General features: G+C 69.7%; 26 protein-coding genes. 11 read left to right on the forward strand and 15 right to left on the reverse strand.

Going from position 1 to position 23,445, the window contains the following annotated elements; genetic code table 11:
- The first annotated feature begins 13 nt into the window (after nucleotides 1-13).
- From LK10_RS14970 to LK10_RS14990, 5 genes are read left to right on the forward strand one after another with little or no spacing between them, the layout of a single operon-like run.
- On the forward strand, nucleotides 14-1,642 hold the full coding sequence (locus LK10_RS14970; protein ID WP_081998580.1) for a radical SAM protein: 1,629 nt from the start codon (nucleotides 14-16) through the stop codon (nucleotides 1,640-1,642).
- Complete coding sequence (locus tag LK10_RS14975; RefSeq protein WP_043125301.1) at nucleotides 1,639-2,466, forward strand: methyltransferase domain-containing protein; 828 nt, start codon at nucleotides 1,639-1,641, stop codon at nucleotides 2,464-2,466. The genes LK10_RS14970 and LK10_RS14975 overlap by 4 nt, the downstream gene beginning before the upstream one ends.
- Nucleotides 2,463-4,490: a glycoside hydrolase family 15 protein gene (locus tag LK10_RS14980; RefSeq protein ID WP_081998581.1), complete on the forward strand. Its 2,028-nt coding sequence runs from the start codon at nucleotides 2,463-2,465 to the stop codon at nucleotides 4,488-4,490. Before LK10_RS14975 ends, LK10_RS14980 begins: the two co-directional genes overlap by 4 nt.
- A gap of 15 nt (nucleotides 4,491-4,505) precedes the next feature.
- Nucleotides 4,506-5,456, forward strand: a complete 951-nt coding sequence (locus LK10_RS14985) for an ABC transporter substrate-binding protein (protein WP_043125302.1) — start codon at nucleotides 4,506-4,508, stop codon at nucleotides 5,454-5,456.
- A gap of 4 nt (nucleotides 5,457-5,460) precedes the next feature.
- Nucleotides 5,461-5,646 (forward strand): hypothetical protein, encoded by a 186-nt coding sequence (locus tag LK10_RS14990; protein WP_043125304.1) that lies wholly within the window; start codon nucleotides 5,461-5,463, stop codon nucleotides 5,644-5,646.
- A gap of 16 nt (nucleotides 5,647-5,662) precedes the next feature.
- Here LK10_RS14990 and LK10_RS14995 read toward each other — a convergent pair whose 3' ends face one another.
- The 5 genes from LK10_RS14995 to merA form a co-directional block, all read right to left on the reverse strand.
- On the reverse strand, nucleotides 5,663-7,126 hold the full coding sequence (locus LK10_RS14995) for a permease (protein WP_052207416.1): 1,464 nt from the start codon (nucleotides 7,124-7,126) through the stop codon (nucleotides 5,663-5,665).
- Nucleotides 7,126-7,311, reverse strand: coding sequence for a hypothetical protein (locus LK10_RS15000; RefSeq protein WP_043125305.1), 186 nt, complete (start codon nucleotides 7,309-7,311; stop codon nucleotides 7,126-7,128). The genes LK10_RS14995 and LK10_RS15000 overlap by 1 nt, the downstream gene beginning before the upstream one ends.
- Before the next feature lie 86 nt (nucleotides 7,312-7,397).
- On the reverse strand, nucleotides 7,398-8,072 hold the full coding sequence (locus LK10_RS15005) for a haloacid dehalogenase type II (protein WP_043125309.1): 675 nt from the start codon (nucleotides 8,070-8,072) through the stop codon (nucleotides 7,398-7,400).
- A gap of 38 nt (nucleotides 8,073-8,110) precedes the next feature.
- Complete coding sequence (locus LK10_RS15010; RefSeq protein ID WP_043125311.1) at nucleotides 8,111-8,659, reverse strand: carboxymuconolactone decarboxylase family protein; 549 nt, start codon at nucleotides 8,657-8,659, stop codon at nucleotides 8,111-8,113.
- 182 nt (nucleotides 8,660-8,841) lie between these two features.
- Nucleotides 8,842-10,272, reverse strand: coding sequence for a mercury(II) reductase (merA, locus tag LK10_RS15015; RefSeq protein WP_043125538.1), 1,431 nt, complete (start codon nucleotides 10,270-10,272; stop codon nucleotides 8,842-8,844).
- A 148-nt stretch (nucleotides 10,273-10,420) separates the two neighbouring features.
- Between merA and LK10_RS15020 the strand changes: the two genes are divergently transcribed.
- Nucleotides 10,421-10,807 (forward strand): MerR family transcriptional regulator, encoded by a 387-nt coding sequence (locus LK10_RS15020; protein WP_043125314.1) that lies wholly within the window; start codon nucleotides 10,421-10,423, stop codon nucleotides 10,805-10,807.
- Here LK10_RS15020 and LK10_RS15025 read toward each other — a convergent pair.
- Nucleotides 10,798-11,262 carry a heavy metal-responsive transcriptional regulator gene (locus tag LK10_RS15025; RefSeq protein WP_052207417.1) on the reverse strand — a complete coding sequence of 155 codons (465 nt, stop codon included), beginning with the start codon at nucleotides 11,260-11,262 and terminating at the stop codon, nucleotides 10,798-10,800. The two genes, LK10_RS15020 and LK10_RS15025, sit on opposite strands and share 10 nt — an antisense overlap.
- 166 nt (nucleotides 11,263-11,428) lie before the next feature.
- Between LK10_RS15025 and LK10_RS22355 the strand changes: the two genes are divergently transcribed.
- The 4 genes from LK10_RS22355 (at nucleotide 11,429) to LK10_RS15040 (ending at nucleotide 15,930) form a co-directional block, all read left to right on the forward strand.
- On the forward strand, nucleotides 11,429-11,596 hold the full coding sequence (locus LK10_RS22355; protein ID WP_197061954.1) for a hypothetical protein: 168 nt from the start codon (nucleotides 11,429-11,431) through the stop codon (nucleotides 11,594-11,596).
- A 112-nt stretch (nucleotides 11,597-11,708) separates the two neighbouring features.
- Nucleotides 11,709-13,142, forward strand: coding sequence for an FAD-binding oxidoreductase (locus tag LK10_RS22885; RefSeq protein WP_081998583.1), 1,434 nt, complete (start codon nucleotides 11,709-11,711; stop codon nucleotides 13,140-13,142).
- Nucleotides 13,143-13,534: 392 nt separating this feature from the next.
- Nucleotides 13,535-14,665 carry a serine hydrolase domain-containing protein gene (locus LK10_RS15035; RefSeq protein ID WP_081998584.1) on the forward strand — a complete coding sequence of 377 codons (1,131 nt, stop codon included), beginning with the start codon at nucleotides 13,535-13,537 and terminating at the stop codon, nucleotides 14,663-14,665.
- A gap of 842 nt (nucleotides 14,666-15,507) precedes the next feature.
- Nucleotides 15,508-15,930, forward strand: coding sequence for a hypothetical protein (locus LK10_RS15040; RefSeq protein WP_156144192.1), 423 nt, complete (start codon nucleotides 15,508-15,510; stop codon nucleotides 15,928-15,930).
- Between the two features lie 276 nt (nucleotides 15,931-16,206).
- Here LK10_RS15040 and LK10_RS15045 read toward each other — a convergent pair whose 3' ends face one another.
- From LK10_RS15045 to LK10_RS15055, 3 genes are all read right to left on the reverse strand, one after another.
- Nucleotides 16,207-17,088 carry a YaaC family protein gene (locus LK10_RS15045; protein WP_156144193.1) on the reverse strand — a complete coding sequence of 294 codons (882 nt, stop codon included), beginning with the start codon at nucleotides 17,086-17,088 and terminating at the stop codon, nucleotides 16,207-16,209.
- 223 nt (nucleotides 17,089-17,311) lie between these two features.
- Entirely contained in the window at nucleotides 17,312-17,596 is a 285-nt protein-coding gene (locus LK10_RS15050; RefSeq protein WP_156144194.1) for a hypothetical protein, read from the reverse strand.
- 155 nt (nucleotides 17,597-17,751) lie between these two features.
- Entirely contained in the window at nucleotides 17,752-18,240 is a 489-nt protein-coding gene (locus tag LK10_RS15055) for a hypothetical protein (RefSeq protein WP_043125324.1), read from the reverse strand.
- A 292-nt stretch (nucleotides 18,241-18,532) separates the two neighbouring features.
- Here LK10_RS15055 and LK10_RS15060 point away from each other — a divergent pair, with 292 nt between their 5' ends.
- Complete coding sequence (locus LK10_RS15060; RefSeq protein WP_043125326.1) at nucleotides 18,533-19,738, forward strand: Fic family protein; 1,206 nt, start codon at nucleotides 18,533-18,535, stop codon at nucleotides 19,736-19,738.
- 75 nt (nucleotides 19,739-19,813) lie between these two features.
- Here the strand turns inward: LK10_RS15060 and LK10_RS15065 are convergent, their stop codons facing one another.
- The 6 genes from LK10_RS15065 to LK10_RS15090 all read right to left on the reverse strand — a co-directional run bounded on the left by LK10_RS15065 (nucleotide 19,814) and on the right by LK10_RS15090 (nucleotide 23,388).
- Nucleotides 19,814-19,993 carry a hypothetical protein gene (locus LK10_RS15065; RefSeq protein WP_043125327.1) on the reverse strand — a complete coding sequence of 60 codons (180 nt, stop codon included), beginning with the start codon at nucleotides 19,991-19,993 and terminating at the stop codon, nucleotides 19,814-19,816.
- A gap of 130 nt (nucleotides 19,994-20,123) precedes the next feature.
- Nucleotides 20,124-20,708 carry a recombinase family protein gene (locus LK10_RS15070; protein ID WP_043125329.1) on the reverse strand — a complete coding sequence of 195 codons (585 nt, stop codon included), beginning with the start codon at nucleotides 20,706-20,708 and terminating at the stop codon, nucleotides 20,124-20,126.
- A complete protein-coding gene (locus LK10_RS15075; protein ID WP_043125330.1) occupies nucleotides 20,705-21,298 on the reverse strand; it encodes a hypothetical protein in 594 nt (197 codons plus the stop codon). The genes LK10_RS15070 and LK10_RS15075 overlap by 4 nt, the downstream gene beginning before the upstream one ends.
- Nucleotides 21,192-22,499, reverse strand: a complete 1,308-nt coding sequence (locus LK10_RS15080; protein WP_081998585.1) for a relaxase/mobilization nuclease domain-containing protein — start codon at nucleotides 22,497-22,499, stop codon at nucleotides 21,192-21,194. Before LK10_RS15080 ends, LK10_RS15075 begins: the two co-directional genes overlap by 107 nt.
- The gene (locus tag LK10_RS15085) at nucleotides 22,496-22,951 is read right to left on the reverse strand and encodes a hypothetical protein (protein ID WP_231567793.1); all 456 of its coding nucleotides are present in this window, start codon (nucleotides 22,949-22,951) and stop codon (nucleotides 22,496-22,498) included. Before LK10_RS15085 ends, LK10_RS15080 begins: the two co-directional genes overlap by 4 nt.
- Before the next feature lie 128 nt (nucleotides 22,952-23,079).
- Nucleotides 23,080-23,388 carry a hypothetical protein gene (locus tag LK10_RS15090; protein ID WP_052207418.1) on the reverse strand — a complete coding sequence of 103 codons (309 nt, stop codon included), beginning with the start codon at nucleotides 23,386-23,388 and terminating at the stop codon, nucleotides 23,080-23,082.
- Nucleotides 23,389-23,445: the final 57 nt, after the last annotated feature.

The raw sequence follows: 23,445 nt of genomic DNA on the forward strand, positions 1-23,445 counted from the left end.
GAACCCTCGCCGCATGAGCATCGAACGCACAGCCCGCAACGAAGTCTTCGTCGAGTACACCAAGAGCATCTGCCCGGTCTGCAAGGCCGTCCTGGACGCGGAGGTGAACATCCGGGACTCGAAGGTCTACCTGCGCAAGCGCTGCCGCGAGCACGGCCAGTTCGAGGCCCTCGTCTACAGCGACGCCGACGCCTACCTCTCCTCGGCGAAGTACAACAAGCCCGGCACCCTGCCCCTGGCCACCCAGACCGAAATCGCCGAGGGGTGCCCGAGCGACTGCGGGCTCTGCCCGGCGCACAAGCAGCACGCCTGCCTGGGCATCATCGAGGTCAACACGAACTGCAACCTGGACTGCCCCATCTGCTTCGCCGACTCCGGCCACCAGCCCGACGGCTACTCCATCACGCCCGAGCAGTGCGCCACCATGCTCGACGCCTTCGTCGCGGCCGAGGGCGAGCCCGAGGTCGTCATGCTCTCCGGCGGGGAGCCGACCATCCACAAGGACATCCTGGCCTTCATCGACCTCGCCCAGGAACGGCCCATCCGCACCGTCACCCTGAACACCAACGGCATCCGCCTCGCCACCGACAGGGCGTTCGCCAAGGCCCTCGGGGAGCGCAACCGCGTCCCCGGCAAGACGGTCAGCGTCTACCTGCAGTTCGACGGCTTCGACGAGTCCACCCACCTGTCCCTGCGCGGGAAGAACCTCCTGGAGCGCAAGCGCCGCGCCCTGGACCACTGCGCCGAGGAGGGCATCCCCGTGACCCTGGTCGCCGCCGTCGAACGCGGCCTGAACGAGCACGAGGTCGGGGACATCGTCCGGTTCGGCATCGAGCACCCGGCCGTGCGCTCGGTGGCGTTCCAGCCGGTCACCCACTCCGGCCGCCACCACGAGTTCGACCCCCTCAACCGGCTCACCAACCCGGATGTGATCCGGCTCGTCGCCGAGCAGTGCCCGGACTGGTTCACCCCTGCGGACTTCTTCCCCGTCCCCTGCTGCTTCCCCACCTGCCGCTCCATCACGTACCTGCTCGTGGACAGGACCGAGGAGGGCACCACCGTGGTGCCGATCCCGCGCCTGATCGACCTCGACGAGTACATGGACTACGTCACCAACCGCGTCCTGCCCGACCCGGACGTGCGGGCCGCACTGGAGGCCCTCTGGAGCGCCTCGGCCAGCATGGGCTCGGCCACCACCGCCCGGAGCCTTCAGGCCACCGCCGCCGGGCTCGAGTGCACCAGCTGCGGCATCGACCTCCCCGCAGCCGCGCAGGACCTCGGCGAGAAGGCCTTCATGATCGTCGTCCAGGACTTCCAGGACCCCTACACGCTCAACGTCAAGCAGCTCATGAAGTGCTGCGTCGAGGAGATCACCCCCGACGGGCGGCTCATCCCCTTCTGCGCCTACAACTCCGTCGGGTACCGCGAACAGGTCCGCGCCCAGATGTCCGGCGTCCCCGTCGCCGACGTCGCCCCCAACGCCGCCGGCATCCAGCACCTCCTCGCCCCGACCCCGTACGGCTCCAAGACAGCGGCCGACGGCGCCCGGTCCGCTCCCGACGGAACCGGGCCCGACGGAGCCGGGCCGGAGCGCGGCAGGGCCTCCCAGACGAATCTGGGCATGCCGGCGGTGCGCCGATGAGCTCACCCGGCGCAGCATGGCGGCTCCCGGCGGCGGATCCGGACGCTGCCAAGGCCTGCTGTGCGGCCGGGTACGGCACCGACGCGGTCGCCCTGCTCCTGGGCCCCAGCTACCATCCCGGCGGCGCCGAGCTCACCCGGCGCCTCGCCCGTGCCCTCGGCCTCGGCCCCGGGAGCCGGGTGCTGGACGTCGCCTCCGGGCCGGGCACGACCGCGCTCCTGCTCGCCCGGGAGTTCGGCTGCACCGTGACCGGGATCGACCTCGGCACCCGGCAGGTCGGGCAGGCCACCGCGGCGGCGGCCAGCGAGGGCCTGGACCGGCTCGTGCGCTTCACGGTCGCCGACGCCGAAGACCTGCCGTTCGAGGATGCCTCGTTCGACGCCGTGGTGTGCGAGTGCGCGTTCTGCACCTTCCCTGACAAGGCCGGCGCCGCGGCCGAGTTCGTCAGGGTCCTCGCCCCCGGCGGGAAGGCAGGGATCACCGACGTCACCGTCCACGGCGGGCGCCTGCCCGAGCCGCTCGGCGGGATGGCCGCGTGGATCGCGTGCATCGCCGACGCCCGCAGCCGGCAGGACTACGCACAGCTGCTCTCAGCCGCAGGTCTGGCCGTCGAACGCACAGAGGACCACAGCGGTGCCGTCTCCCGGATGCTCGAGGTGATCGAGGCCCGCCTCGCCGTCCTGGCCATGACCGCCCCGGGCACGCTCGCGGCCGCCGGCATCGAACGTGCCGCCGTGCGGCCCTACACCCGGGCCGTGCGCGCCGAGATCGACGCCGGGACGATCGGCTATGCCCTCATCACTGCCCGGAAGCCCTCGCCATGACAGCGGCGCAACACTGGCGCAGCCGGCGCGTCCCGGGCGACGGGGGAAGCGGCAGCGGACCTGTGCCCGGCCCACAGGACCCCGCCGGCCCGGGCACCCGGCGGGGCACAGGCGGGGGAAGGGCCCTGCCGATCGCAGACTACGCCCTGCTCTCTGACTGCCGCTCCGCTGCCCTGGTGGGCTCGGACGGATCCGTGGACTGGCTGTGCTTCCCCCACTTCGACAGCCCCTCGGTCTTCGGCCGCCTCCTGGGCCCCGAGGCCGGACACTGGTCGATCCGCCCGGAGGGGGAGAGTTCGGCGACCCGCCGCTACCTGGGCCCGACGATGGTGCTGGAGACCGTGTACCGCACCCGGGCCGGCAGCGTCACTGTCACCGACGCGCTCGTCACCGGTGCCGGGGAGCGCGGGCACGGCCTGGGCACCGGCTCCCCGGGAGCGCTGGTGCGCTGGGTGGAGTGCACCGAGGGCACCGTGCGGGTAGCCGCGGCCTTCGCGCCCAGGCCCGAGTACGGGCTGGTCGAGCCGGTGCTGCGGGAGGTCCCCGGCGGTCTGAGGGTGCGCGGCGGCGCCGACGTGCTGGCCCTGTCCGCCCCGGTGCCCTTCACGCTCGACGGCGCGACCGCCCGGGCCCAGCTGGAGCTGGGCGCCGGAGAGGGCCTGGGATTCGCGCTGCTGCACGGCTCCAGCTGGGCCGCGCCCCCGCCCCTGTGGGACCAGGAGCACGTCGCCGCCCGGCTCGCGGACACCAGGGACGCCTGGGCCAGCTGGTCCGGCCTCCACCAGGACTACTCCGGCCCCTACCCGGACCTGGTCTGCACCAGCGGACGCGTCCTGCAGGCCCTCACCTTCGCCCCCACGGGCGCGATCGTCGCGGCCCCGACCACCTCGCTGCCCGAAGAAGCCGGAGGCGGGCGGAACTGGGACTACCGGTACGCCTGGATCCGGGACGCCAGCATGACGCTGCAGGCCCTCTGGGTGGCCGCGTGCCCGGACGAGGCCGGGAAGTTCTTCGGCTTCCTGGCCGACGCCGGCGCCAGCCAGCTCCATGCCGGGGACCTGCAGATCATGTACGGCATCGGAGGGCAGCGCGACCTGTCCGAACGCACCCTGGACCACCTGCCCGGCTGGGCCGGCAGCGCCCCGGTCCGGGTCGGCAATGCCGCCTGGCGCCAGCGCCAGCTCGACGTGTACGGCGAGCTCCTCGGGGCTGCAGCACGACTTCCGCAGACTCTTGCGGACGCCGAGCCCGAGACCCGGAAGTTCCTGGCCGACGCCGCCGACGCGGCCGCAGCCCGGTGGCAGGGCTCCGATCACGGCATCTGGGAGGTCCGCGGCGAACCACAGCACTTCCTGCACTCCAAGCTCATGTGCTGGGTCGCACTCGACCGGGCCATCGCCCTGGCCGACGTCCTCCAGGCCCAGGACCGCGTAGGGCACTGGACCCGCACCAGGGCGGAAATCGCCGCCGCGATCCACGAGAAGGGATGGAACGAGCGCGCCAACGCCTACACCCAGGCCTTCGGCTCCGAACTCCTCGACGCCTCCGCCCTGATGCTCTCCATCACCGGCTTCCTGCCCGGAGACGACCCGCGCATGCTCGCCACCATCGAGGCAGTGCAGGAACGACTCACCGACGCCCGCGGCCTGGTCTACCGCTACCTCGGCGCCGACGGGCTCCCCGGCGCGGAGGGGACCTTCCTGATGTGCACCTTCTGGCTCGCCCACGCCCTTGCCCTGGCCGGCAGGACCGGCCAGGCGCGCGAGGCCTTCGGCCGCGCAGCCTCCTACGCCACCGACCTGGGCCTGCTGGCCGAGGAGGTAGCCCCCGACGGCACCGAGCTGCTGGGCAACTTCCCCCAGGCCTTCAGCCACATCGGCCTGGTCAACGCCGCCTGGGCCATCGGCGAAGCAGAAGCCACCCCCCGCCCGGGCGCCACGGACAGGCCCCCACCCCTCCGCCCCCCCCCCCGGAAGGGGACAAGGCCACCAGCCACCAGCAGATACCCCAGCACAACATCCTGAGGAAGGAATCCCCCAATGAGACTCCCCACAGCGTTCCCCGCACGCCCTGCGGCCCTCGCAGCCGGAGCGATCCTCGCCCTCACCCTGTCCGCGTGCGGCGGCGGCTCGGGCAGCCCCCTCTCGACCGCGCCCGCCTCGGGCCAGGCCAGCGCGGGCGGCCCCATTGTGGTGGGCTCGGCGAACTTCACCGAGAGCGAGATCCTCGCCGACATCTACGCGGGCGCGCTCAACGGCGCGGGCGGGCAGGCGACCACGAAGACCGGGATCGGTTCCCGCGAGGTGTACGTCAAGGCCCTCCAGGACGGCTCGATCGACGCCGTGCCCGACTACTCGGGCAACCTCCTGCGCTACTTCGACAAGAACGCCACCGCCGTGAGCGCGGCAGACGTCATGAAGGCCCTCCCCGCGGCCACGCCCCACGGCCTGGCCACCCTGGACGCGGCCAACGCCGAGGACAAGGACTCGATCGTGGTCACCCAGGCCACCGCGGACAAGTACAGCCTCAAGACCCTCGCCGACCTCGGCAAGGTCTGCGACCAGATCGCCCTCGGCATGCCGCCCGAGGCCAAGGACCGCCCACAGGGCCTGCCCGGACTCAAGGCCAAGTACGCCTGCACGCCCAAGCAGTTCGTCCCGCTCAGCGACAGCGGCGGTCCCGTGACCGTCAAGGCGCTGCTCGACGACCAGATCCAGGCCGCGGACGTGTTCACCACCTCGCCGCTGATCTCCCAGAACCACCTCGTGACCCTCGAGGACCCGCAGAACAACTTCGCTGCCCAGCAGGTGGTCCCGCTCGTGCGCACCGACCGGATCAGCGACAAGGCCAAGGGCGTGCTGAACAAGGTCCAGGCTGCGCTGACCACCGCGGACCTCGTCAAGCTCAACGACCAGGTCTCCGGCAGCACCAAGCAGGACCCCAAGGCCGCCGCGGACGCATGGCTCAAGGAGAAGGGCCTCGCAGGCTGAGACGATGGCTGCGGTCCGAGCGAGGGTGTTCAATACGGCAACGGTCCTAGTGGCGGCGAACGCACCGATGACGCTGCTGAAGGTCACCGGCCCCAGGACGTGGTCCGCCGCCGACTGGGCCAGCGACATCGTGCCCCACCTCGGCTATGGGATCACGGCTGGCGCCGTCCTGCGCGCCCTCGGTGCTTAGGGAATCCCGGCCGCGTTCAGTTGCCGCTGCCTCCGGCGTACTGCTGGGGCTGGGCGGCGAAGGCGTCCCGGCAGCCGGTTGAGCAGAAGGCGTACTGGGTGCCGTCGTGGGCGAAGGTCCCGCCTCCGGGATTCTCCGGGTCGATGTCCATGCCGCACACCGGGTCCACGACCGTCGTGGCCTCGGCATGAGTGTCAGCCATGGGCTCGCTGCCCGGGTCCTGGGTGTAGCGGTCGGGGTCTGCGGTGAACTTCTCGTGGCAGCGGTCCGAGCAGAACCAGTAGGTGTGCCCTTTGTGGGAGGCGGTGGCGGGGGCATGGGCCTTCTCGACCTGCATTCCGCACACCGGGTCCTTCGCGTACCGGTCGGCGGTGCCGAACCGTGCCCGGTTCCGGTACAGCCCGTAGAGGACCGCGGCGGCTGCGATGGCGGCCAGGTTCAGCCAGGTGGTGTAGTTCCATTCGAACCGTGCTGGGACGATCTCGGCAGGGCGGTCAGGGGCGGGTATCCCGAGGCCGCGGAAGAGCAGGTCGGTGGCCAGCCCGGCGACGCTCATCACCGCCCAGAACGTCAGGAAGAGCCGCACGGCGATGCGCCGGCCGTAGAGCTTGGCGTAGACGGCTACGAGCGGGAAGGCGATCAGGTCGGCGAAGACGAACGCGACCGTGCCGCCGAAGCCGAGTCCGCCCCTGTACAGGGCCGCGGCCAGGGGGACGTTCCCGATCGAGCAGACGAAGCTGGCGAAGGCCACCAGAGGCCCGACGATGGCGTCCCAGACGTCGGTGAGGAGCCCGTGGCCGGGGAAGAACACCGTCGAGTACACCGCCGGCGGCACGGCGACGGCCAGGACCCCCGCGACGAGGTAGCCGATGAGCAGCTCGCGGCGGAGCATGGTCGCGTCCGAGACCGCGTACCCGGCCGCGTCGGCCCACCCGGCCTTGGATCGCATCCTGGCCCAGAGGCCCTTGCCGTGCTGTTCGGCCTCGTCCGCCTCCTCCGGGCTGCCCCCGCGCGCAGAGCGCTCAGCAAGTCTGGCGCGAGCGTCCTCGAGCTCGGAGACCGGGAAGACCCTCGGGGCGGCGAGCACGAACAGGGCGATCATGATCGCCCCGCCGACGAACTCGGCCAGCGCGAACTGCCACCCGGCGAGCAGCCACAGCACGATCCCGAGCTCGACGACCAGGTTCGTCGAGGCGAGCATGAAGACCATCGCGGTCGTGAAGTCGGCCCCGCGCTGGAACAGCGACTTGGCCAGGGCCGCCGCGGCGTACGAGCAGCTCGAGGACGCCGCCCCCAGCAGGCCGGTGCGGACCACGGTGGCGGGGCGGTGGTCCCCCATCGCCTTCTGCATCTCCCGCCGGGAGACGAACGCCTGCACCGTCCCCGAGAGGGTGAACCCCAGCACGAGGGCCCACAGCGTGCCCCAGAACATGAAGAACGCCTCCAGAACGCTCCGCCATGCGGTGTCCAGGAATGCCATCAGCGCTGCTCCCTTCCATCGGCCGGGGTGCCCTTCCCAGCAGCTGTCCCCTTCGGGTGCTTCCAGTCGTGCAGGGCCTGCCGCAGCTCGCGGAGCGCGAAGCCCCACCGCTCAAGCGGTCCGCTGCCGCAGCCCGGGATCTGGTAGCCCTGCCGCGGGATGCCGCAGGCCTGCTCTGTGCGCATTTCTGGCTCCCTCCGTCCGGGGCCCTCCCCCGGACTCCAGCACGGTATGACCTGGCCCTTGGGGCCGGGTCAAACCGGGCGCCCGGTCAGCCTGCGGCGAGCTCGTCCGCGAGCTCGGTGAGGGAGTCGACGGTCAGGTCGGGGTGGGCGAAGTAGGACGGGTAGGCAGCGCCGGTGCGGTTGACCCAGACGGTGCGCAGGCCGGCGCGGGAGGCGCCGTGGATGTCCCAGGGATGCACCGCTACCAGGAGCATGTCCCGCGCCTCCGTCCCGCACTGCTGGGCGGCGTACCGGTAGGAGGAGGGGTGCGGCTTCCAGGCCGGGGCGTCCTCGACGGAGAGCAGCGCCTCGAACTCGTCGCGGATCCCGGCCGCTGTGAGGAGCTTCTGGGCGACCTGGGCGGAGCCGTTGGTGAGGGTCGCGAGCCGGCGCCCGGCCGCGCGGAGAGCGCGGATCCCCACTGGTACGTCCGGATGCAGGGGAAGGTCGGCGACGGACGCAGCGAGGCGCCGTGCGGTGCCCGCGGGGTCGGGGGCGCCTGCGCCCTCCAGGAGCCCGGTGAGGACTTCGGCGCCGATCTCGCCGAACGGGGCTGCGTCCCCGGCCGCGGCCAAGGCGAAGCCCTCCCGCAGCAGGGTCGCGAACCACAGCTTCGCGAGCTGCTCGGGTGCGCCGGCGTCGGCGAACCGGGCTCCCATGGGGGACATGTCGGAGAGGGTCTCGTTGACGTCGAAGACGATCACCTCGGGTGCTTCGGCCATGTCTGGTCCTTCCTCGATCGGACTGTTCGGGTTGCTACTCAGGCGGTGAGGGGCTCGGCGGCGGGGACGTCGAGCTCGGTGTGGGCGTAGTGGTTGAAGTAGTTGGTGAACAGGTTCACGGCGATGTGCGCGAACGCCTCGGCGAGCTCCGTGTCGGTCCATCCGGCGTCCAGGGCGGCCTGCCAGAGGGGCTCGGGGACGTTGCCGGTGTCGGCGGCGGCGGCCCGGGCGACCTCGGTCAGGGCCGCGAGCCTGGTGTCGAAGCCGACCTCCCCGGCGCGCAGGGCCAGGATCTGGCCGTCGTCGAGGCCGGCCCTGCGGGCGGAGACGGTGTGGGCGCCCTGGCAGTAGTCGCAGCCGTTCTGGTTGCCCACGGCCAGGGCGATCGCCTCCCGGGTGCGCGCGTCGAAGGTGCCGTGCTCGGCGATGGCCTTCTGCATGCCCTGGTAGGCGGCGATCACCACGGGTGAGTGGGCCATGCCGGCGTGGATGTTCATGAGCCGGCCCATCCGCTTCTCCAGCCGTTCGGCGTGCTCGCGGGAGGCCTCGGGGACGGTGTCGAGGGTGTGGGCGGGGATGCGGGGCATGGGTGTGGCTCCTTCTCGTTTCCTTGCGCGCGGCACAACCAGGTTTCTGCCCGGCCTGCCACGGCTCTTGTCTTCTCAGTTGCCCTCTCGGGCGGTCTTCCACGCTACGGCCCGGGCCGTAGCGTGTTCTGTGTGCCTGCGCACACAACGCACGGCAGACCGGTACCCGCGGCGGGTGTGGTTCACACGGCGCAGCAGGAGAGGCGGGAGACGTCGGCGGTGTAGGACTGGGCGGCGATCTTCAGCCCCTCGGCCATCGTCAGGTACGGCGCCCATCGGGAGGCGAGTTCATGGACCGTGGTGCCGGAGGCGATCAGGTGCACCCCCGCGGCGGCGATCTCGCCGGCGTCCTGGGCGACCGCGGTGATGCCCAGGATCCGCCCGGTGCCCTCCTCGGCGACGATCTTGATGAACCCCCGGGTGTCCCGGTTCACCAGTGCCCTCGGCACGAACTCGAGCGCCAACACCCGGCACTCGCAGAGGTGGCCGGCGGCGTTGGCCTGCCGGTCGGTCAGTCCCACCGCCCCGACGGCGGGGCTGGTGAACGCCACCCTCGGCAGCTGGGAGTAGTCCACCTCGAGACCGGCTGCGGCGAAGGCGTTCTCCACTGCCAGGGCACCGTGGGCCGCGGCGACGTTGACGAACTCCCGGTGCCCGGTCACGTCCCCCGCCGCCCAGATCCGCGGGTTCGCGCTCCGCAGCCCTGCATCGACCAGGACCTCCCCGCCGGGCCCGGTGGCGACCCCGACCCCGGCCAGGCCCAGCCCGGCGGTCATGGGGCGGCGGCCGGTGGCCATCAGGACACGTTCCGCCCGGTACTCCTGCTTTGCGCCGCCGACATCGGCCGTGACGACCGCCTCCCCAGTGGAGGGGTCGGTGTGCACCCCGGTGGGGACGGCGCGGCGGACGACCCGGATGCCCTCGTCGTGGAAGACGGAGGCCAGGGCCATGGAGACCTCGGGCTCCTCGCCGGAGAGCAGGCGCGAGCGTGCCAGGACCGTGACCCGGGCCCCGAGGCGGGCGAACAGCTGGGCCTGCTCTACCGCGACGTACCCGCCGCCGACGACCAGCAGGGACTCGGGCACCTCCAGGAGCTCCATCGCGGTCTGCGAGGTCAGGTAGCCGCCCTCCTCAAGTCCGGGCAGCTCCGGCACCCAGGGCGCCGACCCGGTCGCGACCAGGTAGTGCCGCCCCCGCAGCACAATATTGTCCCCGGCATCGCCGGCCACCTCCAGGACCGGCTCGGCTGCGGTCCCAGCGAACACCGCGGTGCCCCGGTGGATGTCCCAGCCGTAGTCATCGGCCAGGTCCAAGTACTTCTGCTGGCGCATCCACCCCACCAGGGCGTCCTTGCCGGCCATGAGGGCGGGCAGGTCCAGTCCCACGGCTGCCGGCTCCAGTCCGGGGAAACGGCCCGCGTCCGCGCCGGCGTGCCGGGCGGCCGCTGCGGCCAGGAGGGCCTTGGACGGCACACATCCGGTGTTCACGCAGGTCCCGCCCACAGTCCCGGCCTCGGCCATCACGACCCGCAGTCCCATGCCCGTGGCCCGGATCGCCGCGGCGAACCCGGCGCTTCCCGACCCGACGACGACCAGGTCGTACTCCTTAACAATCGGCACCTTCGTCTCCTTCACTTCGCATTTATGCTGGTTCGTCGCCGACTTTGCGCCTTCCAGCCGCTGGAAGGTCAAGCCGGGCATACCAGAGCGCCGGCGGCGGTTGAGGCCGTCAGGACCGAATCGGGAGGGAAGGGAGCACACGATGCGCATCTCCGAGGCCGCGGCGGCCGCGGGCACGACCGCCAAGACCCTGCGCTTCTACGAGGACGTCGGGCTCCTGCCCGGCATCGGCAGGACATCATCCGGTTACCGCGACTACCCCCAGGAGGCGGTCCAGCGGGCGGCGTTCATCCGCCGCTCCCGCGCCGCGGGCCTGAGCCTGGAGCAGGCCGGGGCCCTCCTGGCAGTCCATGACGCCGGCACTCGGCCCTGCTCCCACGTCCGCGACCGCCTCGCCGACCAGCTCCAGGCCATCGACGCCCGCATCTCAGAGCTCCAGGCCCTCCGGAACACCCTCGCCGCCCAGCTCGAGGCCGCCGAATCCGGGCCGGCAGGCTGCGATCCCGGGCAGGTCTGCAGCTACCTCTGACCGCCGGGAGTCCCGCCACCGAGGCCACGCCGGTCCCACGGCCCCTCGATGATGCGGCAGAACACCGCCTCCTGCCCGGAGCGCATCGACTCGTCGGCCGTGTCCCGGGCGGCCAGGAGGGACCTGCGCAGCGCCCCGAGCTCGGCCAGGGTGCGCTCGATCTGGGCAAGATGCCCATCCAGCAGCCCGATGACAAGCCCGCAGGGCTGGGCGCCCCCGCGCTGGAGGTCCAGGACCTCGGCGATCTCGGACAGGCTCAGCCCCAGCGACTTCGCCCGCCGGATGAACTGCAGCACCGCCACGTCCCCATCGGTGAACAGCCGGTACCCGCCCGAAGTGCGCTCCGGCGCAGGAAGCAGCCCCCTGGCCTCGTACACCCGGATCGCCTTCCGCGTCACCCCAGCCCTCCGGGCCGCCTCCCCGACGGTGTAGGCGGGGACCTCCTCGACCAGCATGCGCGCCTCCCACGACCTCGGTCACCTCCATCCAGTGTGAACCCTGCCCCAAGGTCCAGCTCAACTCCTGGACCGATCATCATCCCCCGCCCTTGACCTGGCCCCGAGGGCCGGGGTGCAGGATGGACGGACATCCCAGAACCGAGGAGACGAGGAGGACCGTGCCATGCCGTTCCACGAGGGAGACATCTACCGCTGCCCCGACCCCGAATGCGGCTGCGAGGTGACCGTCACCAAGGGCGCAGCCCCCGGCAGGGGCGGCCACAGCAGCCCCACCTGCTGCTGCGGCCTCACCATGCAGAAGCTCCCGGCCCCACCGGCCGCGACCACCTGAGGCGCCCCCTGCCCACCTCACGAGGGCCATCGGACCGTTGTGCGCGGCACGGGCTGGTGCCACGCTTGTGGCACGCCGTCCGCCGGTGCTTGCTGAGAGGCAGTGAACGATCATGGCCGATGCCTTCGACTCCCTGCGCCGCCTGTGCCGGGGCGGGGCGGTCACCCCGGACCAGGATGGGTACGAAGAGGTCCGCCAGGTGTGGAATGGCTCCATCCAGCGCCGCCCCGCCGCGATCCTGCAGTGCGCGGGCGCCGCGGACGTCCTCGCCGGGGTGCGCTTCGCCGCCGAGCGCGGGCTGACGCTCGCTGTCCGCGCGGGAGGGCACAACATCGCCGGACTGGGCACCTGCGAGGGCGGCCTCGTCCTTGACCTGCGCGCCCTCCAGGGAGTCTGGATCGACCCAGGGTCCAAACGGGCCCGCGTGCAGACCGGGGTCACCTGGGGCACGTTCGACCATGAGGCGCAGGCCCTCGGGCTCGCCACGGTCGGGGGGATCATGTCCACCACCGGTGTCGCCGGCTTCACCCTCGGCGGCGGGGTCGGCTGGCTGACCCGCCGCTTCGGCGCCGCCTGCGACAGCCTGCGCTCGGTCGACCTCGTCACCGCCGCCGGCCAGCCCCTCTCCGTGGACGCCGAGAGCCAACCGGACCTCTTCTGGGCACTGCGCGGAGGCGGGGGCAACTTCGGCGTCGCAACGGCCCTGGAATTCGACCTGCACGAGGTCGGGCCCGAGGTGACCGCCGGCCCCGTCGTCTACCCGCTCGAGCAGGCCCGCGACGTCCTCGCCGGGTGGGCCGAGGCCGTCCCGTCTCTACCGGAAGAGGCGATGTCGGTCGCGGTCCTGCGCACCGCCCCACCCGACCCGCCCTTCCCCGCCTCGCTGTGGGGGCAGCCGGTCCTCTCGCTCAGCATGATGTGGACCGGCGACCCCGACGGCGCCGACGCAGCGCTCCGCCCGCTGCGCGCCCTGGGCCGGCCCGCCGTGGACGCGGTCGGCGCCAAGCAGTACACCGCCGTCCAGGCCTCCCAGGACCCCTACTGGACCCCGGGCGCCCAGAACTACTGGAAGGCCGACTACCTCTCCGGCCTGGACGAGGCCGCCATCGCCACGCTCGTCGACGCCGCCGCCGCGTTCACCTCCCCCGGCTCGGACATCAAGCTCGCAGCCCTCGGCGGGGCCCTCGCCCGCACCCCCGAGGACGCGGCCGCCTACGGACACCGCGACGCCGCCATCCTGCTCAACATCAACACCCGCTGGAACAGCGCCGACAGCAGCACCGACCACGTCGGCTGGACCCGGGCCCTCTGGACCGAACTGCACCGCCTCGCAACCGGGGTATACGTGAACTTCCTCGGAGACGAAGGCGACAACCGGATCATCCAGGCCTACGGCGAAGACAAGTACCGGCGCCTGGCCGATATCAAGGCCCGCTGGGACCCCGCCAACCTCTTCCACATCAACCAGAACATCCAGCCCGCCACCACGGCATCAGCAGCCGAAGCTGGCCTGGCCCCGTCGACCGAGGGCGCACCGACCGCCTGAAAGCCACGCCCGAAGAGCATCCGGCTGGGCATCGACATGCTGGTCCCCCGCCTAAACCCTCCCGTGTCCCACACGTATTCCGAGAATGGGATCACAAACACGGGGAAGCTGAACAAGGGCGCGTACACGGCAGACTTTACAAATTGAGGTCCCGAGACCCGCGGCCGGGCGGACGCCTTCTCCGCCTGTCTCGGAAACGCGGGTCGCGCCTATCGAGACGAGGCACCGAGGCCTCTCGCCTACCCCGACCCGAGGGTTAATATGGCCATGCTGGGTCGTCGGCGCTGACACACGCGCCTTCCGGGGCGTTCCGCCCTACTGTTCTCGTCCTCTTTCGAACACGGCCGGTGGTCGCGGTGGCCCCCAGACTGCGAGCAGCAGGAGCGCTTCTCATGACGTTCCTGCTGACCTCCTGCCAAGTTTCCGGCGCCGGCACGCCTGCGTCCTCCAGCGCCGCTCTCCCGTCCGCCGTCGCTCCCCTTGACGAGCAGGCACGGCTGTTGATCGACGGCGGTGCCGTGTCCGCGGTCGTGGAGGTGATCTGGCCGGACGGGCAGTGGTCCAGGGCGTACGGTGTGCGGAGTCTGGACACCAAGGACGCGGCGCAGGCCGGGGATCGGGTCTCGGTGGGCACCGTCACCGAGACCCTCACGGCAGTCGCTGTCCTCAGGCTCGTCGATGACCGCCTCATCGGCCTCGACGACGCGGTGAACACCGTCATCCCCGGGTTCGAAGCCGAGCTGCACCCGCCCGGGCCCGTCACGGTGCGGGAGCTGCTCGGGCAGACCTCCGGCATCCCCAGCCACATCCCGGCGACGAACGGCGGGGACCCAGCCGCTGTCGCCCAGCCGCGGCCGCTGGAGCAGGCCCTGAAGGATGCGGGAGGCCGGCCTTGGCCCGCGAGCAGCGTCGGCACCTACCAGTGGGACGAGACGAACTACGTTGCCCTGGGCCTGCTCGTCCAGACGCTCCGGAAGAAGCCGTTCGCCGACGTGGTCGAGGAGGAGATCATCGCCCCGCTCGGGCTGGCGCATACGTCCCTAACCCGGATCGATCTGTCACAGAAGGACATCCTCCACACGTACATGACCGCCCATGGGCAGAGGATCGACACCACCGACAACATCGACACGGCGGGCTCCCCGAGCGAGGGACTTACCTCCACGATGGGCGAGGTCAGCACCTTCCTCGCCGCCCTCTTCGGGGGCAGGCTCATCTCGCCGTCCTCGCTGGCGCAGATGGAGAAGGGGGCGGGGCCCGCTCCTTACGCCCTCGGTATCGCGAAGGGCCCGCGGGGCTGCACGGCCGGCGGGTCGTTCCACACCGCAGGCGATCAGGGCCGCGCAATCACCGCCGCCGTCTCCAGCAGCGACGGGAGGTACACAGCGGCCATGGCGCTGGTCCCGCAGCCCCTGCCCGGCACGCCTGAGGACCCCAACGCCGACCGCCAGCGCAACACGATCACCGAACAGATGTTCTCCACGCTCGGGGAGACCATCAACTCCCTCTGCGGTTCCCCCTGAGCACCGGACCCGATCCCTCCCCCTCACCGGCCAGTCCTCCCCGGATCCCTCCGGGACGTCCCCATCAGAAAGGTCGCGATCTCAATGGCCAAGAACCCATCCGACCACACGGAGCCAGCATCGGGAGATCGCCCGAGGCGCCACCGGCTGCACCTGGGCGAGTGGCTCAAGCGAGAAGAAGCAGGCATCGCCGGAGGGTCCAGCGGGATCTTCTTCACCTCCCACGACAGGCCCCTCCCACCCGAGAGGACCTGCATCCAAGGACACGAGATCCCCCTAGGGCAAGACCATTGCACCCACGGCCACCCCATCGGCTGACTCCTGCCAAAAGCCAACCTCAGCACCTACCACCCGCCGCGGCGTGCGTTAGTCAGCCCTCGAGGGTGCTCCAAGCGTGCTCAGGGAGGTTCCACGAGTGCGGGTGGCCCTCTGACAGCCAAGAGACCCTGAGGACCAAGTTGCCGAAAATCGACAAGACATCATGGCTTGCCCCTCTCCGCACCTGTGTTCGTCGGGTTCCAGAGGAGCGCCGACAGGTGACACATGACCGTCAACTGGCTTGCTTGGCCAGCTTCTTGACCGCCTCGGGGACTTCCTCTCCAGCCTTCTTCATGGCGACGACCTAGACCTTCGCGGCCGCGGCACGGTTCGCGGCCTTCTTGGACACAACCCGGCATCGCTTTCCGGGTGCCAACGGACGGTCTATCGTCACATAGCAAGGCACAATCTGGCATGACAGGGAACAGACGATGGCCGTACCCGCAGGACCTTCCGACCAGCACGAGGCCCACGACGCAGCGCGCGCCCGGTCTGCAGAACCGATCGCAGCATTGTCCCGCGCGTTGGAGAGCATCGACGGCGACGTCTCGCCGCAACTGGCCCGGGCCGTTCAGGCCAGGATCAACGTGGTGAAGCAGATCGGTCGCGAGTTCGGACTTCTCACCGAGAGCGAAGCCCAGGCCGCCCTCGGACAAGGGAACGCCACGGATCTGCCATACTTCGGGCTCCAGTATCGCGGCGAGACCCTGTACCCGGGATTCCTGTTTGAACGCTCACCTGGCGGTGGGGCGCCGATGAGAGTCCGCCCTCTGTTGAAAGACCTGAAGAAGATCGCCGGCGAATGCGGCTGGGATGGCCAGGACATCGTGGTTTGGATGACATCCCCGACAACCTGGTTCGCGGACCATGGCCGGCCTGTCGACCACCTGCATGAACCTGCCAAAGTCATCGCCGCACTCACCGATCAAGCCGGCACCCAATGGTGATCAGGCCGCCGCGCCGCCCAGCTACCGAACTGGCCACCAACGACCTACTCCACGAGGTCGAGGCCGCCTAGGGGCGCCGGGTCGACCAGTCAGGGGCGACGTCCGTGAACCTCTGCCTGGACTACGCGACGCCGCTGAAGACCATCCGCGAGGACCGCTTCCAGAAGACCGCCGCGGCAGCCAAGGCCTGATGGAAGACGCCTACGACGGGTGAGGCGCAGACTGTGCTCCAACCCGATGAGCTACTCAGGACTCAGGACGATGACGCACGGCAGATCAGCCGAGGGGTCTGAGGGGTTTGGTCAGCAGCGAAAGGATCATGTCCGGTAGGGCTTCGCTGGCCTTTGAGAGCACTGTCTCCAGGGGAACGGCCTGGCGGGAGGTATTGACGTCGACGGCTTGAGTCCAAGCCACCGGCTTGTAGCGCGTGACCATCGAAAGCGCGTATAGGAGCACCCACCATGCCAAGAGCGGATCGAGCGGCTTTCGTCCGGGGCCGCAGGCTGGCATTAAGACGGTACTTTGCCGATAGTCGCGAAGCTGCGATTCAAAGTCTTCGAGCTCAAACAACGCAAGATCGGTACGTTCTCCTGAACTGCCGTCGATGTGCTGGCCGTTGCCTGTCGTCGTGCATAGCAGGCCAGGTGCGAGGTCCGGGTACAGAAGCTTCATAGAGGCGGCGCCGTCGACGGCGGCCTGCGGGCTCAGGGGAATAGTGAATTGATGCTTGCTGCGGAGGAGCGGGGCTGCAGGATCGTATGCAGGGCTCACGGAGAGCGGTACTGGATGGCCGGGCAACAAGGAACCGCGAGGCACCTCGAGGATCATGTTCCATGCTGCTGAAAGCGGAAGAGCCGCTTCGAGGGGATCGGAGTCAAGTAGCCATGCGAGCCTGCCGAAGGACGTACCCGACCCACCTTCTCCCCGGACCTCGGTTTCGAGGAGACCGTCTGCCTTGACGTCATCCAGTCTCAGAACCCTGAGACCGTGCTTGCGCACCTCTGGCGAGACCTTGGGATCGTCTGGAGTGAGAGCAGCCGAAACTGCTCGACCCGCCTGAGACAGACCGTAGTACAAGTTGAGGGATCTGGATTCATAGCCAACGTTCTCAGCGGCCTCGAACTGTTGCTCCGCCTGCTCCAAAGCGCTGACGAACAAGGGCTTGCGGCTTTCGGGCATCCACTTCGGGGGAAGTGACCGGAGAGCCCGGATACGTCGCCAGCTCTCCGCTGCAATACGCCTCGGCATGGAACCATCATGAGTCATGATCAGGCGAATGCGTGTCGACATGCTGGTAAGCGCTAGGCAACGGGCACTGCCGCACGCTCCAATGTCCCCAGACGCGCCCGGATCGGCCGTAGGCACTCTTGTTACGAGCGCGTCAGGGTGGAGGCTTCATCTGGGCCAGTCTCTTCACGGCCTCGGGAGTCGGTCGGCCACGCGCCTCATCGAGGGCGACCCGCAGTTGCGCGGCCCGGATTCCACGGCGCAGGTAGAGCGCCATTTCCCTCCGAGATGCCGGATCCTTCAGGAGCTTCCCGTCCGGGGTCCTGAGGGTGTCGAAGGGTGACGGAAGCGCCGGCATGGGCAGCTGCGCCAGTTGTACGACCGCAGGAGGCGTTGGACGTCCCAGGGCGTCGTCCAGGGCAACGCGCAGCTGGGCCATCCGGATGCCGCTCCGTATCCGTCGGGCCCTCTGTTCCCTGGAGGCCCAGTCCCTACGGGGCCGGCGCTCCTCGCCGCCAGCGGGCATCGGCTCATTCCTCTCTACACGCGCTGCCGTCGTCGGGGACGACCATGGGAACGGTAGGGCCATGCCTGTCAGGTGTCCCGCTGGGCCAGCTTCCGGACAGACTCAGGAACGTCGTTCCCGGCCTTCTTCATCGCCGCAACGTAGACCTTCGCGGCCGCGATCCGGTTCGCTTCTCTCTTGGACATGACACGGCTGGTGGGCACATTCTTGGGCGTGTTGCCGGTCTCGTCGGCCATCTTGGCCAGCTTCTTGACCGAGTCGGGGACTTCCTGCCCGGCCTTCTTCATGGCGACGATGTAGGCCTTGGCGGCCGCGGCACGGTTCGCGGCATTCTTGGTCACGGTCCGGCTGGTGGGCACCTTCCTTGAGGTGGTGCCGGGCTCGTCGGCCATCCTGGCCAGCTTCTTGACTGACTCGGGGACTTCTTCCCCGGCCTTCTTCATGGCCACCACGTAGGCCTTAGCGGCAGCAATGCGGTTCGCGTCCTTCTTGGTCGCGACCCGGCTGCGGGATGCCTTCCTGGCGCTGACGGCCTTGGCTGGGGTCTCGCCGGGCATCGGTTTCCTCCGTCTCCTGCTGATCCCACATTCTGCCTGTCCCTGGTCCGAACCGTCCATGTCCTCGACGTCGTCGCGGCCGGAGGCATCGGGCACGGGTACTGCGGAGCTGACCTGTGGTTCCCCCTCCTGGCGGATGATCAACAGTGGGACCGGCCCACTCGCTAGATGCAACGGAGCTAGTCCACGGTTTTCATGTCCGGAACTAGTTGAAAAGATCCTGCGTCAGATCTTTTCAACTAGTAAGCTAGTTGAAAAGATCGTTGTAATGGATTCCCAGGTTGGAGGGCGGATGACCGTGCAGGAGGTCCCCGCGGGGACGTGGCCCCGTGTCACAGCCGAGCCGCTCGAGTGGACGAGCCGCCACGAGTACGGGCCGCGCGCGGCGCTGGGGGAGCGCAGGCAGCGTTACCGCGCTGCCGTGCCGGCTTTGATCGGCACGGCGTCCTACGCGCCCTCGGGCAGGCTCGCGGCCGAGCTCGAGGACGCGGCCGTGGCCGTGCGCGAGTTCGACGCCGAGCTCGGGGCCGGGCTCGCGCCGTTCGCCTCGGTCCTGCTGCGCACCGAGTCTGTCTCCTCGTCGATGATCGAGAACGTCTCGGCCAGCGCGCGCAGCGTGGCCATGGCCGAGCTCGGCGACACCTCCAGGCGCAACGCGACCCTCGTCGTGGACAACGTTGCGGCGATGCGCGCAGCGCTGGCCGCGGCCGACAATACGACCCCGGAGAGCATCCTCGCCATGCACCGGGCCCTGATGGTCCACTCCGACCCCGATCAGGCCGGCCACTGGCGGCAGGAACCGGTCTGGATCGGGACCAGCGCCACGAGCCCGGTGGGCGCCGACTACCTCGCGCCGCGGTTCGAGCGCGTGCCAGCGCTGATCGAGGACCTCGCCGGCTTCGTGCGCCGCAACGACATCCAGGTGCTCGCGCACGCGATGCTCGCCCACGCCCAGTTCGAGACCATCCATCCGTTCACCGACGGCAACGGCCGCACCGGGCGCGCGCTCCTCCAGGCGATCCTGCGCGGGAAGGGCCTCACCCGAAACGTGACGGTGCCGATCTCCGCCGGGCTGCTCGTCGACGTGCGCTCCTACCACCGGGCACTCGACGCCTACCGTGAGGGCCAGCCCGACGAGATCGTGCGGATGGGAGCAGCGGCCGCGTTTCTGGCGATCGAGAACGGGCGCGAGCTGGCCGCGGACATCGCGCGGGCGCGCGAAGGCTGGAACGGGAAGGTCACCGCCCGGGCCGACAACGCCGTCTGGAAGGTCATGGACCTGCTGGAGCGCCAGCCGGTGGTGACCGCGCGCGTCCTGGCGGACGAGCTCGGCCTCTCCTCCACGACGGCCTGGCGCGCGATGGGCCAGCTCGAGGAGGCCGGCATCGTGGTGGGGGTGGACAAGCACAGGATGGGCCGCAACTGGCGCTCCGAGGAGGTGCTCCGGGCACTCGACGCGTTCGCGCAGCGCGCGGGACGCCGCGGCCGTGCGGATTGAACGACGCCTGGGCTGACAAAGAAGGCCTCGCCGGTGTGAACCGACGAGGCCTTCTTCGTAGTGGGTGGTCGGAGCTCAGCTGGCTCGTCGGGCCAGCCTACGGACGGCCTCGGGGACTTCTTCCCCGGCCTTGGTCATAGCCGCCTCGTAGACCTTCGCGGCCGCGATCCTGTTCGCGAGCCTCTTGGACACCACACCGGCGCCGGGCTTCTTGCTCGTGACGCCTGCGTCATTGCGCTTGGTCTCGTCAGCCATCAGTGTCCCTCCGTTTCCTGCTGTTCCCATTCTGCCTGCTCCTCCTCGTCGCAACCATGTCTTGTATTTAGTTATCGCCGAACACACCAGCCCACCAGCCGGGCCTGGTCTGGCACGTCTCAGGTCGGCTTCACGACGCTGCGGCCGCTGAACGGTGGCGATAGTACGTTGCCTTGGACCAGCCGACGGTCCTGGAAGCCTCCACCACGCCGAGTCCTTCGGAGTCGATGAGGTGCTGCACGGTCCGGAGGTTCAGCGCCACCTTCTTCGCATCCGGCGCAGGCCGTCCGAACCTGACCCCTCGCGCTCGGGCCGCATCGACGCCTGCCTGGACGCGCTCCTGGATGAGCTCGCGCTCGTACTCGGCGAAGGTGGCCATGAGGCTGAGCATCAGGCGGCCTTCACGGGTCGACGGGTCGATGCCATCGGAGAGGGACCTCACCTCGACGCCCCGGTCGAGGAGGTCCTTCACGGTCGTGATGACATCGATCATCGAGCGCCCGATGCGGTCGATGCGCCACACGACGAGCTCGTCGTCGGCGCGGAGGCGTTCGTCGAGGTCTGTCCATCCCGAGCGGGTCCTGGCTTCCCTGGATCCGGACACCTGGTCGGAGAAGATCTGCCTCGAATCCACGCCGGCATCGAGGAGCGCCCTCCGCTGGAGATCGTCGTCCTGCTTGTCTTTGGTGCTCGTGCGGGTGTACCCGTACTTCATCGCCTGTTCCTTCCCAACAGCTTCGCGGCTTCGTCGAGGGCGGCCTTCACCCAAACGGTCATGCGCCACAGCCCGAACCCTGCGCCGGCGACGAGGCCGGTTAGACCAATGCCCGCGGTGATCTCTAGCCAGAGTGCCCAGTCCTGGGCGAGGACCCACTGGATGCCCACCACGAGGGCCCAGATGGTCTGCACCGCCATGAGCAGCGCGACAGCGACGGGGAGGAGGGCCAGCCCCATCCGGGCCGCCGCCGCCCATCCCAACGGCTTCTGCAGCCGCTCGGCGACCTCCACGAGGCGCTCGGCACTCTGCCGGGCAGCGTTGAGGCGTCCAGTGGCGGCCTCAACGTATTCCGCGGCGGTGCTGGCCGCACCGGAGGCGGTCTCCCGGATCGCCTTCACCGCCTCATCCCTTGCCCTGTGGAGCGTCCGTCCAGCGACGTTGAGAGCTTCGTCGTACTTCGCAGCGAATCCGCTGGCCTGCTCAGAGCCCCATACCGTCGTCCTCTCGATCCGGGTCGCCGCCGAATTCAAAGTCGAGACGGCGGCGCCGATCTGCTTCCCGTCGATCGCGCTGGCGAGCGCGCTCATCGTCTGGCCGATCTCGTGCAGCTCGCTCTTGGTTCTCTCGTGCGTCGAGGAGTCGTTGGGCGCGGGCACGGATGCCGCCGTGATCGATTGCAGGAGCCGTAGCTCCATAGCTGCGTTCTGCCTGTTCGACTCCTCGTCCATGGCCTTCACGTAAGAGGCGAGCTTCTGCTGCCGGTCCGCCAACACCGCGAGGCGGCTGTTCTGTGCCTCGACGGCGGCGCGGAGCGAGTCCAGCACCTCCATCACCGTCTCGGTCTGCGATACAGGCAGCTCCTGCTGCGCGTCGTGCTGCTTCAGCCGTTCGAGCGCTGCGCTCATCGTCCCGCTCCTTCTGGGTCTGGTTCTGCTGGTGGTAGTCGAAGAACGCCTGGGCGCCCTCGGGGATGAAGTCCGCCGAGAGTGCGGAGGTGCGCTTGCGGCGTTCGGACCGGCCGCTCTCGCCGCGCCGGTCTTCGATGTAGAGCGTCCAGGTCTCCTGGCCTTGGCGTTTGCCCTTCTTCACGACCGAGGTGTGCAGGCGCATCCTGGGCACGGGCGTGCCGTCGTGGCCGGGCAGCCGATTCTGTTCGGCAAGCACCGCCATGAGCGTTGCCTTGTCCGTCGTACGGGGGTCGCCGAGTGCGGCAGTCATGCGGTCGCCCATCTGGCGGTCGAGGGAGCCTTCGGCGAAGTCCTCCCGCCGGAGCTCCCAGTCCTTGGGCTGGTGCTCGACGCGCTTGACCACCGAGAGGCCGTGCTCGGCCATCAGCTCGTCGTTGACAGACTGCACGCCGCGCTGGTCGCCTGCCTTCCGGTCGTGGAACGTCCGGTACTGCGAGAGCGCCCTTCCGGTGGCGTTGTCGTGGTTGATCACGAGGATGTGGTTGTGGGCTTTCCCGCCACGTCCGTCGATGTGCGTGACGACGAGAGCGTCCGAGTCCGGATGCATCTTCTTCGCGAGCAGGTACCCGAGGTCGTTGGCGCGCTGGACGTGTTCGGGATCCTGCGGGTTGAACTCCTCGTCGCTGAACGACTGCCGGTAGTGGAGGGCCTCGACTTCGCGGCGGGTGTTCTGCGTCAATGCACGGGCTCGCGCGGCGAATGCGCCGGGCGCGCCAGGCACGTCGCACGTGATCGCCGCACCCCGTGAGTTGTCCTTGCCCCTGATGTATTGCTCGGTGTCGGCAGCACTGTTGCTCGGGCTGTAGTGCGTGGTGCTCATCCGGCCCGCCGATCACCCAGCAGTCCACGCACCTCGCGCAGGAGACTGATCAGCTCGGGCACGGCGATGTCGAGAGACACGGGCTCACCGGCACGGGCGCGGCGGTCGAGGTCGTTGACGTTGATCGCCAGTGGGCGGATCTGGGCGGCCAACGCCCGAACGTCGGCAGAGACCTGAGCTCGTTGCTCGCTGTCGACCAGGGCAGCGGCGACGGCAGCGTCGAACTCATCCGTCCGTGACGCGTGGAGCGCGTCACGGACGACGGCCTTCACCCACACGCCGGGCTGGAGCCCGAGGCGGCCCGCGCGGGCGCGGACCGCAGGAAGGGTCGTGTGGCCGAAGTCCACGTCGAGCTTCGCGCGACTGGCACGACGCTTCGCGCCGTGGCTCTGACACACCGCTTCCACAGCATCCCGACCGGCGTTGCTTTGGGTGTCGGGCTGCTGTTCCACCGGTACGTCAGAGCGGCAAGCAGTAGCCCCGTCAGACATCTCGCTGGCGCTCGTGCCTTCCGGTGCTGCTTGCGAGGGGGCTGCGCCCCCTTCGATCCCCCTGGAGCGGACGCTCGACTGATCGTCCATCATGCTCCCTCCCCGAACGCCCGGCGCGTGAAGCCGTCGCCGTCCGCCGGCGCCGGCGAGCCTGTTGCAGCGGCGGAGCGGCGGGCACTGTCCGAGCTCTTGGCCCTGCGTGCCTCCAGAGCGTCCAGAGCCGACCTGACCAGGGTGTCGTAGAGGTCTGGGTCCTGCGTGCGGAGCAGCTCGATGACCTTCGCATCGATCTTCTTCTGTTCAGCAGCGGCCTCGCGCTTGAGCTTCGCGATGCGCGCGGCCGCCTGCTTCTTTGCCTTCGCGATCTCGGCGTCGAGGTCAGTAATCGTGTTCTTCATGCCAGGCTTCCTTTGTCCGGGTTGGTGCGCGGAGCCGATCCCGCAGTGCGGCGACCA

It is taken from the genome of Sinomonas humi, assembly GCF_000802235.1.
In the GTDB taxonomy this organism is placed as follows: domain Bacteria; phylum Actinomycetota; class Actinomycetes; order Actinomycetales; family Micrococcaceae; genus Sinomonas; species Sinomonas humi.

Coding starts and splice junctions, on each gene's coding strand:
- LK10_RS15010 (WP_043125311.1), bottom strand. CDS start 8,659: ATGCCCCGCATCCCCGCCCACACCCTCGACACCGTCCCCGAGGCCTCC.
- LK10_RS15090 (WP_052207418.1), bottom strand. CDS start 23,388: ATGAAGAACACGATTACTGACCTCGACGCCGAGATCGCGAAGGCAAAG.
- LK10_RS15020 (WP_043125314.1), top strand. CDS start 10,421: ATGCGCATCTCCGAGGCCGCGGCGGCCGCGGGCACGACCGCCAAGACC.
- LK10_RS14985 (WP_043125302.1), top strand. CDS start 4,506: ATGAGACTCCCCACAGCGTTCCCCGCACGCCCTGCGGCCCTCGCAGCC.
- LK10_RS15035 (WP_081998584.1), top strand. CDS start 13,535: ATGACGTTCCTGCTGACCTCCTGCCAAGTTTCCGGCGCCGGCACGCCT.
- LK10_RS15025 (WP_052207417.1), bottom strand. CDS start 11,262: ATGCTGGTCGAGGAGGTCCCCGCCTACACCGTCGGGGAGGCGGCCCGG.
- LK10_RS22355 (WP_197061954.1), top strand. CDS start 11,429: ATGCCGTTCCACGAGGGAGACATCTACCGCTGCCCCGACCCCGAATGC.
- LK10_RS14975 (WP_043125301.1), top strand. CDS start 1,639: ATGAGCTCACCCGGCGCAGCATGGCGGCTCCCGGCGGCGGATCCGGAC.
- LK10_RS15055 (WP_043125324.1), bottom strand. CDS start 18,240: ATGCCCGGCGAGACCCCAGCCAAGGCCGTCAGCGCCAGGAAGGCATCC.
- LK10_RS14980 (WP_081998581.1), top strand. CDS start 2,463: ATGACAGCGGCGCAACACTGGCGCAGCCGGCGCGTCCCGGGCGACGGG.
- LK10_RS15050 (WP_156144194.1), bottom strand. CDS start 17,596: ATGGCCCAGCTGCGCGTTGCCCTGGACGACGCCCTGGGACGTCCAACG.
- LK10_RS15070 (WP_043125329.1), bottom strand. CDS start 20,708: ATGAAGTACGGGTACACCCGCACGAGCACCAAAGACAAGCAGGACGAC.
- LK10_RS15065 (WP_043125327.1), bottom strand. CDS start 19,993: ATGGCTGACGAGACCAAGCGCAATGACGCAGGCGTCACGAGCAAGAAG.
- LK10_RS22885 (WP_081998583.1), top strand. CDS start 11,709: ATGGCCGATGCCTTCGACTCCCTGCGCCGCCTGTGCCGGGGCGGGGCG.
- LK10_RS15000 (WP_043125305.1), bottom strand. CDS start 7,311: ATGCGCACAGAGCAGGCCTGCGGCATCCCGCGGCAGGGCTACCAGATC.
- LK10_RS15005 (WP_043125309.1), bottom strand. CDS start 8,072: ATGGCCGAAGCACCCGAGGTGATCGTCTTCGACGTCAACGAGACCCTC.
- LK10_RS15060 (WP_043125326.1), top strand. CDS start 18,533: ATGACCGTGCAGGAGGTCCCCGCGGGGACGTGGCCCCGTGTCACAGCC.
- LK10_RS14970 (WP_081998580.1), top strand. CDS start 14: ATGAGCATCGAACGCACAGCCCGCAACGAAGTCTTCGTCGAGTACACC.
- LK10_RS15075 (WP_043125330.1), bottom strand. CDS start 21,298: ATGAGCGCGCTCGCCAGCGCGATCGACGGGAAGCAGATCGGCGCCGCC.
- LK10_RS14990 (WP_043125304.1), top strand. CDS start 5,461: ATGGCTGCGGTCCGAGCGAGGGTGTTCAATACGGCAACGGTCCTAGTG.
- LK10_RS14995 (WP_052207416.1), bottom strand. CDS start 7,126: ATGGCATTCCTGGACACCGCATGGCGGAGCGTTCTGGAGGCGTTCTTC.
- LK10_RS15080 (WP_081998585.1), bottom strand. CDS start 22,499: ATGAGCACCACGCACTACAGCCCGAGCAACAGTGCTGCCGACACCGAG.